Origin of the sequence: Chryseobacterium sp. Leaf201 (assembly GCF_001421435.1) — a bacterium.
Classification (GTDB): domain Bacteria; phylum Bacteroidota; class Bacteroidia; order Flavobacteriales; family Weeksellaceae; genus Chryseobacterium.
Genome location: NZ_LMKA01000061.1, coordinates 14,722 through 31,185, shown reverse-complemented (window position 1 = coordinate 31,185; position 16,464 = coordinate 14,722). Strand labels below are relative to the sequence as shown.

Annotated in this window: 16 protein-coding genes and 1 tRNA gene; 8 read left to right on the top strand and 9 right to left on the bottom strand. The window is 41.7% G+C overall.

The annotated features are described in order from the left end of the window. Positions 1-160: 160 nt before the first annotated feature. The 6 genes from ASE55_RS07515 to ASE55_RS07490 all read right to left on the bottom strand — a co-directional run bounded on the left by ASE55_RS07515 (position 161) and on the right by ASE55_RS07490 (position 5,495). Positions 161-1,504, bottom strand: a complete 1,344-nt coding sequence (locus ASE55_RS07515; RefSeq protein WP_056217350.1) for an ammonium transporter — start codon at positions 1,502-1,504, stop codon at positions 161-163. A 105-nt stretch (positions 1,505-1,609) separates the two neighbouring features. Further along, on the bottom strand, positions 1,610-2,251 hold the full coding sequence (locus tag ASE55_RS07510) for an alpha/beta hydrolase (RefSeq protein ID WP_056217347.1): 642 nt from the start codon (positions 2,249-2,251) through the stop codon (positions 1,610-1,612). A gap of 80 nt (positions 2,252-2,331) precedes the next feature. Further along, positions 2,332-2,958: a YceI family protein gene (locus tag ASE55_RS07505; protein WP_027386213.1), complete on the bottom strand. Its 627-nt coding sequence runs from the start codon at positions 2,956-2,958 to the stop codon at positions 2,332-2,334. 78 nt (positions 2,959-3,036) lie between these two features. Then, on the bottom strand, positions 3,037-3,603 hold the full coding sequence (locus tag ASE55_RS07500) for a YceI family protein (protein ID WP_056217332.1): 567 nt from the start codon (positions 3,601-3,603) through the stop codon (positions 3,037-3,039). Positions 3,604-3,769: 166 nt separating this feature from the next. Then, positions 3,770-4,819, bottom strand: coding sequence for a glucokinase (locus ASE55_RS07495; RefSeq protein WP_056217328.1), 1,050 nt, complete (start codon positions 4,817-4,819; stop codon positions 3,770-3,772). A gap of 112 nt (positions 4,820-4,931) precedes the next feature. Next, on the bottom strand, positions 4,932-5,495 hold the full coding sequence (locus ASE55_RS07490; RefSeq protein ID WP_056217325.1) for a transporter: 564 nt from the start codon (positions 5,493-5,495) through the stop codon (positions 4,932-4,934). Positions 5,496-5,771: 276 nt separating this feature from the next. Here ASE55_RS07490 and ASE55_RS07485 point away from each other — a divergent pair, with 276 nt between their 5' ends. Next, the gene (locus ASE55_RS07485) at positions 5,772-7,154 is read left to right on the top strand and encodes a DUF1800 family protein (protein ID WP_056217322.1); all 1,383 of its coding nucleotides are present in this window, start codon (positions 5,772-5,774) and stop codon (positions 7,152-7,154) included. Between the two features lie 51 nt (positions 7,155-7,205). Next, complete coding sequence (locus tag ASE55_RS07480) at positions 7,206-8,390, top strand: DUF1501 domain-containing protein (protein WP_056217320.1); 1,185 nt, start codon at positions 7,206-7,208, stop codon at positions 8,388-8,390. 83 nt (positions 8,391-8,473) lie between these two features. On the opposite strand, the gene ASE55_RS20455 is transcribed toward ASE55_RS07480, so the two are convergent. The 3 genes from ASE55_RS20455 to ASE55_RS07465 all read right to left on the bottom strand — a co-directional run bounded on the left by ASE55_RS20455 (position 8,474) and on the right by ASE55_RS07465 (position 10,306). Further along, a complete protein-coding gene (locus tag ASE55_RS20455; RefSeq protein WP_185116281.1) occupies positions 8,474-8,614 on the bottom strand; it encodes a hypothetical protein in 141 nt (46 codons plus the stop codon). A 24-nt stretch (positions 8,615-8,638) separates the two neighbouring features. Further along, positions 8,639-9,679 carry a helix-turn-helix transcriptional regulator gene (locus tag ASE55_RS07475; protein ID WP_056217317.1) on the bottom strand — a complete coding sequence of 347 codons (1,041 nt, stop codon included), beginning with the start codon at positions 9,677-9,679 and terminating at the stop codon, positions 8,639-8,641. Positions 9,680-9,973: 294 nt separating this feature from the next. Then, positions 9,974-10,306 (bottom strand): HopJ type III effector protein, encoded by a 333-nt coding sequence (locus ASE55_RS07465; RefSeq protein WP_056217314.1) that lies wholly within the window; start codon positions 10,304-10,306, stop codon positions 9,974-9,976. Between the two features lie 97 nt (positions 10,307-10,403). Between ASE55_RS07465 and ASE55_RS07460 the strand changes: the two genes are divergently transcribed. The 6 genes from ASE55_RS07460 (at position 10,404) to ASE55_RS07440 (ending at position 16,464) form a co-directional block, all read left to right on the top strand. After that, positions 10,404-11,786, top strand: a complete 1,383-nt coding sequence (locus ASE55_RS07460; protein WP_056217430.1) for an RtcB family protein — start codon at positions 10,404-10,406, stop codon at positions 11,784-11,786. Between the two features lie 78 nt (positions 11,787-11,864). Next, a tRNA-OTHER gene (locus ASE55_RS20290) sits at positions 11,865-11,973 on the top strand. A gap of 249 nt (positions 11,974-12,222) precedes the next feature. Beyond that, complete coding sequence (locus tag ASE55_RS07455) at positions 12,223-13,977, top strand: hypothetical protein (RefSeq protein ID WP_056217310.1); 1,755 nt, start codon at positions 12,223-12,225, stop codon at positions 13,975-13,977. 149 nt (positions 13,978-14,126) lie between these two features. Then, a complete protein-coding gene (locus tag ASE55_RS07450; protein WP_056217307.1) occupies positions 14,127-14,876 on the top strand; it encodes a DNA polymerase beta superfamily protein in 750 nt (249 codons plus the stop codon). Between the two features lie 3 nt (positions 14,877-14,879). After that, on the top strand, positions 14,880-15,701 hold the full coding sequence (locus ASE55_RS07445; protein WP_056217304.1) for an SIR2 family NAD-dependent protein deacylase: 822 nt from the start codon (positions 14,880-14,882) through the stop codon (positions 15,699-15,701). Positions 15,702-15,732: 31 nt separating this feature from the next. Beyond that, positions 15,733-16,464, top strand: coding sequence for an ATP-grasp domain-containing protein (locus tag ASE55_RS07440; protein WP_056217303.1), 732 nt, complete (start codon positions 15,733-15,735; stop codon positions 16,462-16,464).

Here is a 16,464-nt window from a genome sequence, read left to right as displayed (position 1 = left end):
GCAAAGATACACGATAAATCGAAATGCAAAAGCCGGAGATGAAAAATCACCCCCGGCTCCAATTAAACTATATGAACACTGTAGATAAACTGTTTTATGTCAAGGTTACTTCTGGGTTTTAAATCAGCTGTAAAGTAAAATTTAACATTGAAATTTGGTTTTAAGAGAGCCGTTCTTCATGCTGGGAAATGTCCAGGCCGAGGTCTTCAGATTCTTCAGAAACCCTCAGCGTGATGATGTTATCGGTAATTTTATATAAAACCAATGACCCGAAAAAAGCAAATAACGATACCAGGAACAAAGCCATCATGTGGTGTGCAAAAACATCAATACCGCCGTGAAGAAGGCTTGCATTTTCACCGTGCGCAAAAATGGCAGTCAAGATCATTCCCATAATTCCGCCGACCCCATGACAGGCAAAAACATCTAGGGTATCATCAATTCTTTTAAGCTTTTCCCAGTTTACCATCAGGTTTGAGACAATGGCAGCGATGAAACCGATGAAAATACTTTCCGGAATTGATACGAACCCGCAGCCGGGTGTAATAGCTACCAGACCGACAACAGCCCCGATACAGGCTCCCAAGGCTGATATTTTCCTCCCGTTGATCCGGTCAAAAAAGATCCAGGTCATCATTGCCGAACCTGAAGCAATGGTAGTGGTCCCGAAAGCCATTGCCGCCGTTGCATTGGCACTTAGGGCAGAGCCTGCATTGAACCCGAACCAGCCGAACCAGAGCATTCCCGTTCCCAGTAGGACATAAGAAATATTTGACGGCTCATGGTGCGGCTTTTTTCTGTTTCCTACTACCAAAGCGCCCGCCAGTGCGGCAAAACCGGCGCTCATGTGAACCACGGTTCCGCCTGCAAAATCTTTAACCCCGAAATATTTGTTTAACAGCCCGTCCGGATGCCAGACCATGTGGCAAAGCGGTGTATAGATAAAAATGCTGAAAAGCACCATGAATAAAAGGTAAGAAACAAAACGGACCCTTTCGGCAAAAGATCCTGTAATCAAAGCCGGCGTAATCACCGCAAATTTCATCTGGAACAGCGCAAAAAGGACAAACGGGATGGTTGAAGCCATGTCCTTGTGAGGCAATACCCCTACTCTGCTGAAAAACGGGTAACTTAAAGGATTCCCGATAATTCCGTAATGTTCACCATCCACCGTAAAGACGATTGAATCGCCAAAGGAAAGCGAAAAACCGATGACTACCCATAGAATGGAAATTACGCCCAGTGCAATAAAGCTCTGAAGCATGGTAGAAATTACATTTTTCTTTCCCACCATTCCTCCGTAAAAAAATGACAGGCCGGGAGTCATTAACAAAACGAGGCCTGCCGCTGCCAGAATCCATGCGACATCTGCACCTACAATCTTATCTTCTGACAGAAATTCTCCAGTATTAGGAAAATCGACAATAGGACTCCAGAATAAACCACCGATGGCTACCAGTGTTATCATTGAGAATGAAACGATCCATTTTAATCCTACTTTCATAAAAAATTAAATTTACCCCTTCAAAAGTAAACATAATTTTTATAAAAACATATATTTATTTAAAATACCCCTATAAATTAACAATAAATCTATAGCTTTTAATATTTATTTAAACACTTCCCCCAAGATTTCAGATACTTCTTTACATTTTGTCGCCGGAAAAAGATGGGTACCCCCTTTGATGATATAATTGGGTCTGGAGTTTTTGATAGGAAAAACAATATCCCGGTCGCCAAGTATCTGGATGACATCCGGATTTTCCTCACATTTCCAGTCTGATATTTTTTCAACGGACCATTTAAGGTAATAGGGATCCCGCACTTTAAAATACTGCATCAGCTTAGGATTTTTAGGATCAAAAAGTTTTCTGACCACACCATACATATTGGCCGCCTTATCATTGAACAGGCCTAACGGCAGTATTTTCGGAATTCTGGTGATCTGCCCGGTCCGTATAAGCCGGGATTTCTCTTTGTCGGATTTTATGCTTCCGAGAATAACTACTTTCCGGGCAGGCTTTATTTTATGAATTTCCTGCACGATAATTCCGCCGAAGGAATATCCTAACAGATAAAACGGCTCTGAATCATCAATCTTTTCGGCCATTCTTTTTACATAATCTATAAATCCCTCATTCTGAAGAGGAATCAGCCAGTCAATAAAAACCACTTCATGATGTTGCGGAAACTGAATCTTTTCCAGCACGGTAAAATCTGCGCCAAGACCGCTTATGACATAAATTTTCATCTTACTAATTTAAAAAAAATCAAACAAAAAAACGAGCGGTTCCCAAAAGAACCGCTCGTTATATTTTAAAGATCCGATATTTATCCTTTCTTTTTCGGAGCCCTGTTTTCGTTATCCAGCTTTTCGGTTGAAAGCTTGAACTGGATATCCATTTCGTTTTTGATAAAATAATCCTTCAGTGAAGACTGGTAAAATACTTTGAAGTCTCTTCTGTTTAATGAGAACTTCGCAGATTCAATTACCACCGTAAACTGCGTGATATAAACATTAGCCGGGAACGTGATGGTTTTTCTTACTCCTTTGATCGTAATATCACCGTATACTGTAGAGTTGTATTCGCTGTTTGCCAGAGGAATAATTTTCGTCAGGTGGAATTTCGCAAGAGGGAATTTCTTAACCTCGAAAAAGTTGGTGCTTTTAAGGTCATTCGTCAGTTTCACCTGATCTTCATCTGAAACATCTCCTGCCATGATTGATTTCATATCAATAACAAATTCACCGTCTACCAGAACCGTTTTATCAAAAGTAAATTTTCCGCTTTTCAGTTTTACCGTTCCTGAATGTGATGTAGGAACCGTTTTTACCACTTTATATCCCCACCATCTGATTTCCGATGACGTTACTTTTACCACCTTATCTCCTTTCTTCTGCGCGAAAACAAATGATATGCTGATGCACATCATAGCAAACAATAGTAATCTTTTCATTCTTTTTTATTTACAATTCAACAAAAATAAAAAAAAGTGCAGAACTTCTGCACTTTTAATAATCTTTTTTTGATTAAATTATTTCGCTGTTACTTTTACCATCATATCGATGTCATCTTTCACAAGAACATCCTGCATGGCAGATTTGTAGGTAACATCAAATTTCTGTCTGTCAATGGTAAATTTCTTTGAAGCCAGGGTTACGGTTCCGTTGGCATACGTAATTTTGGCAGGGAAAGAAACCGCATTGGTTTTTCCTTTAACCGTCAGGTTACCGGATACCAAAGAATTGTATACTTTATCGTTGTTTTTCTTTACTCCCGTAATTTTGAAGGTTGCTGTAGGGAACTTTTCAACTTCGAAGAAATCGCCGTTTTTAAGGTGCCCGTTCAGCTTCTGCTGATATTCACCGGTAAGGTCGGTAGCGTTAATGGAAGTCATGTCCAGTACGAAAGTACCTCCAACCAACTGGTTTCCTTTCATAACCATTTCTCCGGATTTCACTTTCACTGTCCCGTTGTGAGAACTGGCTTCAGATTTTGCAATCTTATACCCCCACCACTGAACATCTGAACCTGCTACTTTTTTCACCTGTCCGAAAGCCAGTCCGCCGGCCAATACCGCTAATAAGAATATTTTTTTCATTTGAAATAAAAGTTATGTATTTATTGTTTAACTGCTGCAAATGTAATCAACTGTTTTGAAAGGCGGCCTTGATGTACATCAATAAATACAATTATTTTCATAAATGATATCACTGCCCTGAATAAATGCCATAAAAAAACTCCGGATGAACCGGAGCCTGATATATTTAATCCTGATAATAAGCAGTATACAGTGCTGCGCCATTGAGTGCGGTCTGATCCTGCCTGATCAGATAGATCGGGATGTTTTTAAGCATCTCTTCCATCTTATCACTGATCTTATATTTTTCGTAGAACTTATCTTTATTGATGTAAGCCCTGATCTCCTGAGGAATATCCCCTGAAATCAACAGTCCACCTGTTGCTTTAAGCTTTAAGGTAAGGTTATTGGCCTCTCTTGCCAGGAATTCAAGGAAAGTATCGAGCGCTATTTTACAGATCAGCACATCGTCTTCCACGGCTGCCTTGTAAATTTCCTTCACGAAATCCCCGTTGCTGATCTTTTCTGCCAGCCATTCCGGTTCCGGATGTCTCTTTACATCTCTCAAGAATCTGTAGATATTAAATAATCCGGATTTAGACAATACATTTTCCCAGCTTACAATCCCGTAAAGATTATTCAGGAACTGGTAAAATTCTACCTCAACGGTGGTTCTCGGAGAAAATTCCGAGTGACCTCCTTCAGAGGCAAAAGGCCTCAGGTATTTCCCGTCAAAGAAATATCCGGCTTCCCCCAACCCGTTACCCGGCGCCAGGATGGCCACGTTTCCTTTTTCCAGGTGCCCGCTGGTATAAATCGGGTCAAGGTCATTGTCTTCAAGAAGTGCCATACCGTAAGCCGAAGCTTCCTGGTCGTTCAGCATATCTACCTTTTCAAATCCGAAATCCCTGGAATACTCTTCCATATCAAGGTTCCAGCCCAGTCTTTCCGGACGGCTTTTCCCGTTAAGTACGGGTCCCGGAACTGCCATACCGAGTCTTTTTACATTTTCCAGCTGGTTATCCTCAATAAACTTCTTTAAAATATCTGAAAAAGCAGCATATTCTTTGGTAGGATAATTCTGTTGGATTTTAATCTCAAGACCTCCGTTACCGGACACAAAATAGCCTAAAGTTGTAACGTCTTCACGAAGGTTTGCGCTAATGATAGAAACATTATCATTGCTACCGTTCTTTACTCCCGGTAAATAAAGTGGAAATTTTGGATTCAAAATCATAACCTCAAATTTTATCAAATATAATAATACTTTTTTAAATGCCCGCTGTAAGTAAAAAACCTTTTCAAAAAATCGAAAAGGCTTGGCTAATAATTACTTATATAAAATCTAACTATTTTCCTAATGGAATATTGTAAGAAAACCCTACTCCGATGTTACCAACATTGTAGTCTTGGTTAGGCATATCACCGTTGTCTCCTACAAATACTTTCTGATACTGTAAAAAGAAGTTCCAGTCTCTGTTGTGATATCCGATTTCCGGCTTGATGTAGAAACCTCCGTTCGGTCTGTTCATGGCAGAATTGGAAGCTACCTTATCATCCCCTACAAGGAATCCGTATCCTAAGTCTGTCCCGAAATAGAATCCCATCTGTTTAGGGTAAATTCTGATTAGAGCTGCTACAGGAACTACCCCTACATCATTGTTATCATATCCGTTATTTTCTTTCCCGAAATAATGACTATATCCTGTGGCAATACCCAGCCCGAAGCCCGGTGTAATAAGGTTCTGATAAGCTACATCCACTCCTACTGCAGCAGAAAGATTATCTGAAGGAACCGCTAAACCAACATTAGCTCCCACTTTGATCATATTGTTCATCTGTGCACTCTGAGCGCTAACTACACCAGCTGTTAAAAGTCCGGCTGCTACGATTGCCTGTTTAAACATTTTCATACTTCTGATTTTTAAAATTTACTAAGCTGACAGATGTAAAAATCGTGCCAACGAAACCCTTTTTATCAACTTTAACAGCGATTAAACCTATAAAATCATGATAATCAAATCATTAAAATTTAAATGCCCGTTTAATAATTTTCAGTAATTGGAGAGCTTTCTGATGTTGTGATTTATTAAGATTAAAACAGGACAGAATCCATACGATTAACGCTTGTTAACCGTTATTAATTTTAACCTTCGACCGGCGAAAAGATCAAAACATAAATCATCCGTATGAAACCATCACCATTATTCATCAATAATAAGCATCTTCTCTGGCGGGCAGGTTTCGGAGCAGGCATCAGCCAGTTTGAAGACCTCGCTTCTAAAGATACGGAAACCCTGCTGAATGATTTGATGAAGGAAGAAGCATTTACAGAGATTACCTATGAAACGCCTGATACGGAGACTGCTGATTATATGACAGACCCGTCTCCGGCTGAGAAGAAAAAACAGATGCAGAAGATCAACCGCCGGCAAAACGAGGAACTGAACCTTAATTTTCTCGACAAAATGGTCAACAGCAGGGAACAGATGAGGGAAAAAATGGCATTTTTCTGGCACGGGCACTTTGCGTCAAGGGTACAGAACCCAAAATTCAACAGGCACATTTTAAACATCATCCGGAAGCATGCGCTGGGAAATTTCAGAGACCTGCTTTTTGAAGTAAGCCAGGCTCCCGCAATGCTTAATTTCCTGAACAACCAGCAAAACAAAAAAGACCATCCCAATGAAAATTTTGCCCGTGAAGTTATGGAACTTTTTACCTTGGGGCGCGGAAATTATACCGAAAAAGACATCCGGGAAGGGGCAAGGGCTTTTACCGGATGGGGCTATGACAAGGAAGGGAACTTTACAGAAAGGAAGAAGCTTCATGACGAAGGCATAAAAACATTTCTGGGAAAAACCGGCAGCTTTACGGGTACCGATGCGCTGAATATCATTCTTGAACAGAAAGCAGCTGCACGGTTTGTCACGGCAAAGATCTACCGTTTTTTCGTCAATGAGATACCTGATGAAAGCATTATTAAAAAGCTGAGTGAAAACTTCTATCAGTCCGGATACGATATCAGGAAGCTGATGACTGAGATTTTTTCCAGCTCCTGGTTTTATGACAAGAAAAATATCGGCAACCGGATAAAATCCCCGATCGAACTGATGGCCGGGATGATGAGGACGCTTCCGATGGACATCCGGAATCCTGAAAACCTGATCGTTTACCAGAAATTATTGGGACAGATGCTTCTGTATCCGCCGAATGTTGCCGGATGGCCCAGCGGAAAATCGTGGATCGACAGCTCTACACTGATGCTCAGGCTTCAGATTCCCCAGATCTGGTCAGGCTTACGGCCGTTGGAATATTCCCCGAGGCCGGACGATGATATTGACATGGGGTTGAAATCCCGTGAAACAGCCTTAAACAAGACATTCAAAAACCCGAATATTACCATTGACTGGGCCCGGGTAGAAAAAGTTTTTGAAGGCAAACGGGCTGAAGAATACCTGATCCAGAATTTAAAATCCCTGGATATGGGTTCGGTGAAGAATTTCTCGGACAACAGTGTAAAAATGAACGTCATTAATATCATGTCAACCCCGGAATATCAGTTAATGTGATTTGAACTGGCAGACGGCAACCTGATATCTTTAACCTAAAACCTAACCTTTATGTTAATCAAAAGAAGAGAATTCCTTAAAATAAGTTCACTGGCCACGGCTTCTTTACTGATGCCGAATTTCCTGAAAGCCCTGACAGTTGATGAAGCCCTGGAACCGAACCAGAAAATACTGATTGTACTCCAGTTTACCGGCGGAAATGACGGACTGAATACAATCATCCCGGTGCGCAATGATATTTATTTTAAAGAAAGAAACAGCATTGCCATTAAAAATTCCCTGTCACTGAATGATGAGACGGGGATTAACCCTGCCCTTTCCTACTTTAAAGAACTGCATGACAACGGTGAGCTTTCGGTGATGAACAATGTAGGTTACCCGGATCCTGACAAATCCCATTTCCGCAGCATGGACATCTGGCATTCTGCCAGTAAAAGCGACGAATACCTGGAAACGGGCTGGCTCGGAAGGTTTCTGGACGAAGAATGTTACCGCTGCGAGCATCCGACCCAGGCACTGGAAGTAGATGACATGCTGAGCCTGGCCTTAAAAGGCGGACAGAACAAAGCATTTGCTTTCAAAGACCCGAAAAGGCTGTACCAGACCAGTCAGGAAAAATATTTCAAATCTCTGTATGACCATCACCATGAGGACGACACGGTTTCTTATTTATACCAGACATTAGGATCTACCATCAACAATGCCGGTTATATTTTTGAAAAAAGCAAAGCCAGGAAAACGGAACAGGCTTATCCCAATTCCCAGTTAGGCAAGGATTTTAAAACCGTGGCTTCCCTGATAAAATCGGATATCAATACCCGGGTATATTACATTTCCGTAGGAAGCTTTGATACGCACGTGAACCAGAATGAGAGGCAGCAGAAACTTTTCGGCGATATCAATGAAGCGGTACAGTCATTTGTGACCGACATGAAAAGCAACGGGCTCTTTGAGGATATCCTTCTGATGACTTTCTCGGAATTCGGGAGACGGGTCGCCCAGAATGCCAGCAATGGCACCGACCACGGAACGGCCAACCAGATGTTTTTCATCAGCGGCGGCTTAAAGAAAAAAGGACTGTTAAACCCACTCCCTGACCTGGCTGATTTAAATGAAGGCGACCTGATGTATTCCGAAGACTTCCGGAAAGTATATGCCACCATTCTTAAAAACTGGCTGAAAGCGGATGCTTCTAAAGTGCTGGGATGGAAAAACGGAATTTATGATTTTATTTAGAGCTGTTTAACTATCCAATAAATTACAAAAAATAAAAAGAGACCGTTGAAAACAACAGCCTCTTTTTATAATTTTAAATTGAACTACTCCCAGTTATGTACCGGAATCTGTTTTTTATCTGCTGCCGGCTTTTCATCGAACTTCTCAGCAATTTTTTTAATAATAAATTCGATCACCAACGGCGCTACTACGGCAATTACCGCTTTCAGTATTCTTGATTTCATAATTTTATATTTATAGTTCCGTTACTACAATTTCTGAGCCATTGTATCATCCTGCTTTTTAGGTTCTTCCTGATGATAGTTCCCGCAGGCTTCTTTCAGGCTTTTCTCAATCCGGTTCCTGAGCTTCTCCGGTTTGAGCACCGTGATGAATTCCCCGAGCCCCAGGATCATCCGTTCCAGTTCGAAATTCAGCTGCACGCAGATCTTGAATGTGGTCCCGCTTTCATCATCTGCCATGATTTCCTGAGAATGGTGAAACGGCTTGGTCTTTACGTACGGGGCATGCTTGGCATTGATCTTAAAAACAACATTTTGCGGACGCTGGGTCTCTGAAACCGTAACGCCGATCACTTCCCCGAAATACCGGTCAGAATCAAAATCCTTATCAATGTAGGCCATTTTTTCTTCAACGGAAATGGTTTCTATCCGGTCGAGTGCCAGTGTATACATTTTATTTTTGCACCAGCAGATCAGGAACCAGCGGTTGTTGTATTCTTTCAGCAGCTGCGGATGGACGATATAACAGTCGGATTCTTTTGCCTTGAAGCTTTTATAGACAATATTCAGTACCCTTTTATTCAGGATGGCTTCATACAGGATATCAATATGCTCCAGCCCTTTCAGCTTTTCGTTTTTATCGAGATGAATAATTGATTTCGGGCTTCGGGCATGAATGGAATCTTCCAGTTTCTGAATCACCCCGTTCATTTCCTTGAACATTGAAAAATCCTTGAACTGCTTTAAAATCTGCACCGCATTATTCATCGCTTTCAGGTCGCTTTCATTAACGGAAATATTATGGATGCTGTACTCAGGATCGCTGTAGCGGTAATACCTTTTTTCATACACTTCAATCGGGGCTTCGTAGCCGAACTTTTCGCTGCGCATATTCTGCAGGTCGAGCTGTATGGTCCGTCTGCTCACAAAAGATTCTTTTCCTTCAAATTCAAATAAGGCTTCGGAACATTCATCAATCAGATCTTCCAGCGTGTATTTCCGGTATTTGTTTTTCAGGCATTTGTCCAGCGTTTTATAGCGGATAAGGGCATTTTTATTGGATGACATGGTTTTAATTTTTTTTATTGGGGCGTGTCCCTTTGTTTCCGGGCTGTATCTCTGCAACGCCGGGCCGGGCTGCTTCAGGCTTCACTTTGTTCCGGTTCCGGCGCGCCGCGCCGCGCCGGAACTCCTCCTTTCAGTCGGACCTTACGCATCCCTCACGCAAATGAAGGTAATAATTAAATATTTTTCGATCTTATCAGACCACTTCCTTACCAGGGAAGAACTCACTTTATAAATATATTATTATTCAGATCGGTTTTGAAATCATTGTAACAGGACTGTTCAGATACGTAAAAACTATTTCTTACGTAAAGCTTCCCCATCAAAAGAAATCCCGGCCCAGCCGGACTCCATAAAGTTCCTGATATTCTGGTGGTCCGTTCCTTCAGGGTTTTTCAGGACATCTTCCCGGTAAAAGTCACCGAAAAGGCTTAACACCTCATCTTCAGTCAGGTTATTCAATTTTCCGAAGCTGAATACTTTACAGGAGCCGTTGTTCTGATCCGCTTCATTGACGGTTTTTCCATTGGTAAACCGGGTCGGTGTAAAATCATAATGTTCATCAATATAATCGATGACCTCTTTAAACTGGATGGTTTCAGGAGAATTTTTTATCTGTTCCGATAGCATTTTTAAAAGTTTTGTCAAAAATAATCAAATTAATCTGATCTGCGCAAAAACATTGCACACTTGCACCGTTACTTTGCATTATAAAATGAAAGAAAACATGGAATTTAACGGAAATCACTTACTTGAATTAGGATATAGATCAGCGAAATGGTTTAAGGAAGCCATTGAGCATATCAACGAAAATAAACTGGATGAAAACCAGATCCGGGAATACCTGGAACAGTTCAGGCAGCCGGAACTGGTACCGCTTCATGAAAAGGCGAAAGATTTTGTCATCAACATCAGGGCTGAGCATGAAAGCGAGCAGGATAATGTGGAAAAAGTAATCTCAACCATGAATATCCTGATGAAAACGCCTACCCTGACAGAAGGTGCCATTATGCCGGATGCATGTCCCACAGGCCCGGCAGGCCATATTCCCGTGGGAGGTGTCGTGGTGGCAAAAAATGCGATCCACCCGGGATTCCATAGCGCGGATATCTGCTGTTCGGTGATGCTGACCGATATGGGTAAAACTGATCCTAAAGAAGTTCTGGATGCCGCTCATTCGGTGACACATTTCGGATACGGAGGAAGGCCGAGAGGGGAACAGATGGAGATGTCTCAGGAACTGATGGATGCCTTCAGGGAAAATGATTTCCTGAATGATGAAAAGCTGATCAGCATTGCCCGTTCGCATATGGGTACCCAGGGGGACGGAAACCATTTCCTGTTCGTGGGGATTTCAAAAAATACCGGAAACACGATGCTGGTAACCCATCACGGATCAAGAGCTCCGGGCGCTGCCCTGTATGATAAAGGAATGAAGGTGGCCAACCGTTTCAGGATGAAAATGTCACCGGAAACACTGAAGGAAAATGCCTGGATCCCCTACGATACGGAAGAAGGAAAGTCGTATTGGGAAGCGCTGCAGCTGATCAGAACATGGACTAAGGAAAACCATACTTCGATTCATGATGCGGTCCTAAATAAAATGAAAACGGAAAAGCAAGACCGGTACTGGAACGAACATAATTTCGTCTTTAAAGACGGCGATCTGTTCTACCATGCGAAAGGGGCAACACCGCTGGATGATAAGTTTTTACCGGATATTACCGGACCGAGACTGATTCCTTTGAATATGGCTGAACCGGTGCTGATCGTCCAGGGGACCACCAACGGGAGAAATCTCGGGTTTGCACCGCACGGAGCAGGAAGGAATTTCAGCAGAAGCCAGCATAAAAGGTCACTGGCCCATAAAACCATCGAGGAAGTCTTCGCCGAGGAAACCCAGGGGCTGGATATCCGTTTCTTCTCGAATGAAATCGATATTTCCGAGCTTCCGACCGCTTATAAAAGCGCGAAAAACGTACGGGCACAGATTGAGGAATACGGATTGTGTGAAGTATTGGATGAGGTGATGCCTTACGGATGTATCATGGCGGGTGATGTCCAGAAGAATGCACCGTGGAAGAAAAAGAAAAAGTTCAGGAAAGCATAATTTTTCAAACTAAACTAATAGCCAAACCTTGCAGGGGTGAAAGCCTGCAGGATTTATGAAAGCTTTTAACATAAGGCAGGAGCAGTAGCTCAGTTGGTTAGAGCAACAAAAATACTTTTCGCTACCGGCACAAAAAGTTCCTATGAATTAAGTTTGTGTGTCGCAGGTTCGAGCCCTGCCTGCTCCTCAAATGACGAAATGTTTATCCTAAATGGTTAATCATTAATGATTCCATTCGTCAAAAAATTTAAGGCAAAGAAAGTTCCTATTTGATTTCCCACATTTACTTTCCGCCTTTTTAAAAAAACTTAAGGCAACGGGAGTTCCTCTAAATTTGGCAATTACTCCCCGCTTTTTATAAAACTGTAGGTAAAAGGAGTTCCTATACATTTCATTAAAAGAACTACTCCTCACTTATTTTTTTAACAGTAAAACAATGAAAACACTAAAATTATTCAATGCCGTACTGGCAAAAGAGTCTGATGCAAAAGCCTTTATTTCGGAAGACGGTTTTGTGATTGAACCCGATGCCATTTGGGCGAAGAAAGAAATTATTTCTTACTATGCGAAAGAAAATCTGAACGGGAATGATTTAAACAAAACCTTTCATAAATCCTGGAAGAAAATCAAGGACAGCACAAGATTCCAATTGCTGGCTGAGCAGATCAGCCATTATGTTTCCACGTACGGAAGTAATTTTCAGAACGATATATATATTCCGGATGAGATTCTGAATGTTCCTGATCTGAAATTAACTTTTAAAGTGATCAAAGCCTACACAAAGGAAGAAATGCAGGAAAAATGCCTTTCCCTTCTCAAGTCCGGGATTGCCCTGAAAGAAGAAACCGTTGATGACCTGCTGCATATTTTGCATAACGAATTAGAATATGATTTTACAGGAAAAGAAAATATCAGGAATAAGGAAGCGGTGATAAAAATTGCGGACCGGTATAAAATGTATCCTGAAAACCCGGTTGAATTTTTCCGTTACGTGATTTATAAAACAACCGGAACAACACTTCTGATCAAAAGTGATGATTTAATAGAGGATATCAGGCAGAGTAAATTTAATCCGACTTATCTGTTTGAAAAATTCAGATTGGAAAAACTGGCTGAAATTTTTAACCGGTTTAAACCTCTGTTTTTAGCCTATAAAAGCAAAACACCGAAAACGATTAATAAAATTTCAAAATTATCAAAAGTTTATCATCAGCCTTTGGTTTCAAACCCGCTAAATCATGCAACGAGTATACTGCTGGAAAAAAGCGACCTGCACTGGCTGGAGAATGCAACTCCGTTTGCCCTGTTCAGAGCATTGTCTGCCTGCTATTCCAGGATGTACGGACAGGATACTTTTGTGTACAGGATCAGGAATGGTAAATCATGGACCGGGAAATCAACAGCATCTTCTGTCAATCAAGCCAATTACAGTTTTATCATGGATTACATGAAATCAAAATATAATCTTTCGGGAAAGAAAATGTATTTCCCTGAAGATGTAGAGTTCGGACTGCCGGCTTCCGAAAAAATGTTTGTCGGAAATATCCCTACCGGAACGAGATTTTACGGGGATAGGCTGGCTGTTGGTATTTATTGGGAAGATGCGTGGGGAGCGCATGACCTGGATCTTTCCGGACTGAATATTGCCGGAAAAATCGGCTGGAATGCTGCCTATAACCAGCAGGAAGGACAATTGATGTATTCCGGGGACATCACTTCTGCGCCCAAAGGTGCAGTAGAATACCTTTATGCCAACAGCGGTTTGGCCGCTCCTACCCTGGTGATGAACAATGTGTTCAGCGGAAGCAACGACTGCGGGTATAAAATCATTATCGGAAAAGGCAATGCTGTTTCTTACGATTATATGATGAACCCAAACAGCCTGTTTGCAGAAGCTAAATGCAACTCGGTTCAGAAGCAGACAATTTTAGGAATGTTAATGCCGAAAGACGGAAAACAATGTTTCGTATTGCTGAATTTCGGCGCGGGACATTCGCATGTTTCAGGAAATTCCGAAGTTTCCGTGATGGCAACCAATGCCCTGTATCAGCAATGGTACGAGCCTCTTTCCTTTAATCATCTGATTAAAGAATTGGGTGCAGCCATCACTTCAGACCGTGCGGAAGCCGATTTTGATTTTTCTCTGGAAACCCTGGAAAAAGACAGCTTTACCAGGATTTTCAAATCATAAACCTATTCTTTTTTAAACTGCCGTTCTGAGAAATATATTCAGAACGGCAGTTTTTATTTTCATATACTCAAAATTATTTTCAAATAAAAATGCCTGCGCAGAAACATTGCGCAAACCCGGTGTTATTTTGTACCATAAAATTAAAAACAATGACACCAAAAATACTGGAAAAACTAAAAGAAGTTGAAGAAAAACGAGATATAGAAATACTGCTGGCCGTAGAATCAGGAAGCCGGGCCTGGGGCTTTGCATCGCCTGACAGCGATTATGACATCCGCTTTATCTACCGACATGAAAAAGACTGGTACCTTTCGCCGTGGGACAAAGACGAAACCATAGAATTTATGACGGAAGATGACCTTGACGGTTCCGGATGGGACCTGCGGAAGACTTTTCATCTTTTGCTGAAATCGAATGCTGCCCTGTTGAGCTGGTTCTATTCGCCTATAGTCTATGTGAAAAACGAAACGTTTTACGAACTGTTCAAACCTCTGGCCGATGCATGCTTTTCCCCGATAGCGGTTTCCTACCATTATTTGAGCATGAGCAGGAAATACCTGGAAGTATGCAGGCATGATGAAGTGAAATTAAAAAGTTATTTTTATTGCCTCCGCACGGCACTGACCGGAAGATGGATCCTTGAAAAAGGAACAGTTCCACCGGTTCTGTTCAGTGAGCTTCTGGTATTGACGGATGACTTCACAAGGTCCAGAATAGAACATCTTACCGCTTTAAAAGCCACTAAAGGAGAATCGTATTTCCACCCGAACGACTGGGAACTTTTCGGATTCCTGGAGGAAATGATAAAGGAGAACGAAGAACGGGCAAAAAGCCTGAAAGGAGGAAACGTGGATAAAAACGAGATGGAAAGAGTTTTTAGGGAAATCGTAAATTTATAATCAATGGAAACAGCTTTAGAGATACTTATACAGGAAAATTTCAAAAAGGAAAAAAGAAATCTTTTTACTTTCCTCACCGGTGCCGGGATTTCGTCAGAAAGCGGATTGCCCACTTATCGCGGAAGCGACGGGATCTGGATAAAAGGAACAAAATACCATAAGCCGGAAGAATTCGGAACCTACGCCTATTTCAGCCGGAACCAGGAAGAAGTCTGGCAGTACAATCTATTCTGGAAAAAACTGATTGATGCAGCACATCCGGGACAGGGACATTTTGCCCTTGCCGAAATAGAAAAATCACTGAAAGACAAATTTCAACTGATCACCCAGAATGTAGACGGCCTTCACACAAAAGCAGGAAGCAGAAATATATTTGAGATCCACGGAAACAAGCAGACGGTACGGTGTGCTTCGGAATGCTGCGGCACTATGCCTATGCCTTCGGGATTACAGTCCAAAGAGCTTACGGAAGACCTCACAGCAAAGGATATTGAACTGCTTCACTGTCCGGACTGCGGAGACTGGCTGCGTCCGAATACGCTATGGTTTGACGAATCGTACAATGAAAAAATGTACTTCCTGGATTCTGCATTAAAAGCAGCAAAAAACACGGGAATTCTTTTTATCATCGGCACTTCGGGAGCAACAAATTTACCGCAGATAATTGCGGAAACCGTCCTGCAGTACGGCGGTTATCTGGTAGAAATAAATACTGAAGAAGACAGCTATTTCTTCGAACGATTTTCCAGAACCAAAAAATACATGCTTCTAAAGGGGAAAGCGGGAGATACTTTAGCTAAAATAAAAGAAATGACAGAAAAGTGACAGAATAAAAAACACATTAAAAACCGACGTTATGAAAAATCTCATTGCCCTGTCTCCGATCTACACCGATGACAGCAACAACCTAAAAAAAGCATCGCTTAATTCACCTTACCAACTGAACCGCTTCAATGGTAAATGGAATGTTCCGGAAGCGTTCCGTGATGATGTGATTGCAGTGTATGGTGAAGATATTTACGCGGAGATTGTGGCGGAACAGTGCCGTCTTACATTAACCAAACCTGATGACAACTGGCTTTCAGGGATTTCTAAAACATATACAAAACGTAAAATTTCTTACGGCCCGCTAAAGGATTTTGTGCATGAAGAAAATATTTTCATTAAGTGTTCTGATTTTAAAAGCTTTAAAGCCGGGGTTTTTGACCAGGTGAAGAACATCAGAGGTTTTGATTCCCTGGACCCGGAAATTATGGTTTTTACTTCCGAGGTGGTGGAATGGGAACTTGAAGTACGCTGTTTTGTTTTACATAACGGAATTAAAACGCATTCTTCCTATTGGCGGAACAACACGTTTGATACCGCTCCGCTCTCCGGAACCGAACAAAGAGGAATGTATGTGTTTTTTAATGATTTTATTAAGCGGTATGCCGGAACGTTGCCGGCTGCCATTGTCCTGGATTTCGGGATCATTAAAGGAAAAGGCTGGGCTTTGATTGAAGCGAATCCTGCGTGGTGTTCGGGTCTATATGCCTGCGATGCGGAAAAAGCGCTGGAAGTAATTGTAAAAAGCTGTATTAAAAATTAG

What these genes read in the sequence shown, in the direction of transcription:
- ASE55_RS07510 (WP_056217347.1), bottom strand. Translation starts at nt 2,251, where the DNA reads ATGAAAATTTATGTCATAAGCGGTCTTGGCGCAGATTTTACCGTGCTG.
- ASE55_RS07515 (WP_056217350.1), bottom strand. Translation starts at nt 1,504, where the DNA reads ATGAAAGTAGGATTAAAATGGATCGTTTCATTCTCAATGATAACACTG.
- ASE55_RS07440 (WP_056217303.1), top strand. Translation starts at nt 15,733, where the DNA reads ATGAAAAATCTCATTGCCCTGTCTCCGATCTACACCGATGACAGCAAC.
- ASE55_RS07495 (WP_056217328.1), bottom strand. Translation starts at nt 4,819, where the DNA reads ATGATTTTGAATCCAAAATTTCCACTTTATTTACCGGGAGTAAAGAAC.
- ASE55_RS07460 (WP_056217430.1), top strand. Translation starts at nt 10,404, where the DNA reads ATGGAATTTAACGGAAATCACTTACTTGAATTAGGATATAGATCAGCG.
- ASE55_RS07450 (WP_056217307.1), top strand. Translation starts at nt 14,127, where the DNA reads ATGACACCAAAAATACTGGAAAAACTAAAAGAAGTTGAAGAAAAACGA.
- ASE55_RS07480 (WP_056217320.1), top strand. Translation starts at nt 7,206, where the DNA reads ATGTTAATCAAAAGAAGAGAATTCCTTAAAATAAGTTCACTGGCCACG.
- ASE55_RS20455 (WP_185116281.1), bottom strand. Translation starts at nt 8,614, where the DNA reads ATGAAATCAAGAATACTGAAAGCGGTAATTGCCGTAGTAGCGCCGTTG.
- ASE55_RS07455 (WP_056217310.1), top strand. Translation starts at nt 12,223, where the DNA reads ATGAAAACACTAAAATTATTCAATGCCGTACTGGCAAAAGAGTCTGAT.
- ASE55_RS07475 (WP_056217317.1), bottom strand. Translation starts at nt 9,679, where the DNA reads ATGTCATCCAATAAAAATGCCCTTATCCGCTATAAAACGCTGGACAAA.
- ASE55_RS07445 (WP_056217304.1), top strand. Translation starts at nt 14,880, where the DNA reads ATGGAAACAGCTTTAGAGATACTTATACAGGAAAATTTCAAAAAGGAA.
- ASE55_RS07465 (WP_056217314.1), bottom strand. Translation starts at nt 10,306, where the DNA reads ATGCTATCGGAACAGATAAAAAATTCTCCTGAAACCATCCAGTTTAAA.
- ASE55_RS07490 (WP_056217325.1), bottom strand. Translation starts at nt 5,495, where the DNA reads ATGAAAATGTTTAAACAGGCAATCGTAGCAGCCGGACTTTTAACAGCT.
- ASE55_RS07505 (WP_027386213.1), bottom strand. Translation starts at nt 2,958, where the DNA reads ATGAAAAGATTACTATTGTTTGCTATGATGTGCATCAGCATATCATTT.
- ASE55_RS07485 (WP_056217322.1), top strand. Translation starts at nt 5,772, where the DNA reads ATGAAACCATCACCATTATTCATCAATAATAAGCATCTTCTCTGGCGG.
- ASE55_RS07500 (WP_056217332.1), bottom strand. Translation starts at nt 3,603, where the DNA reads ATGAAAAAAATATTCTTATTAGCGGTATTGGCCGGCGGACTGGCTTTC.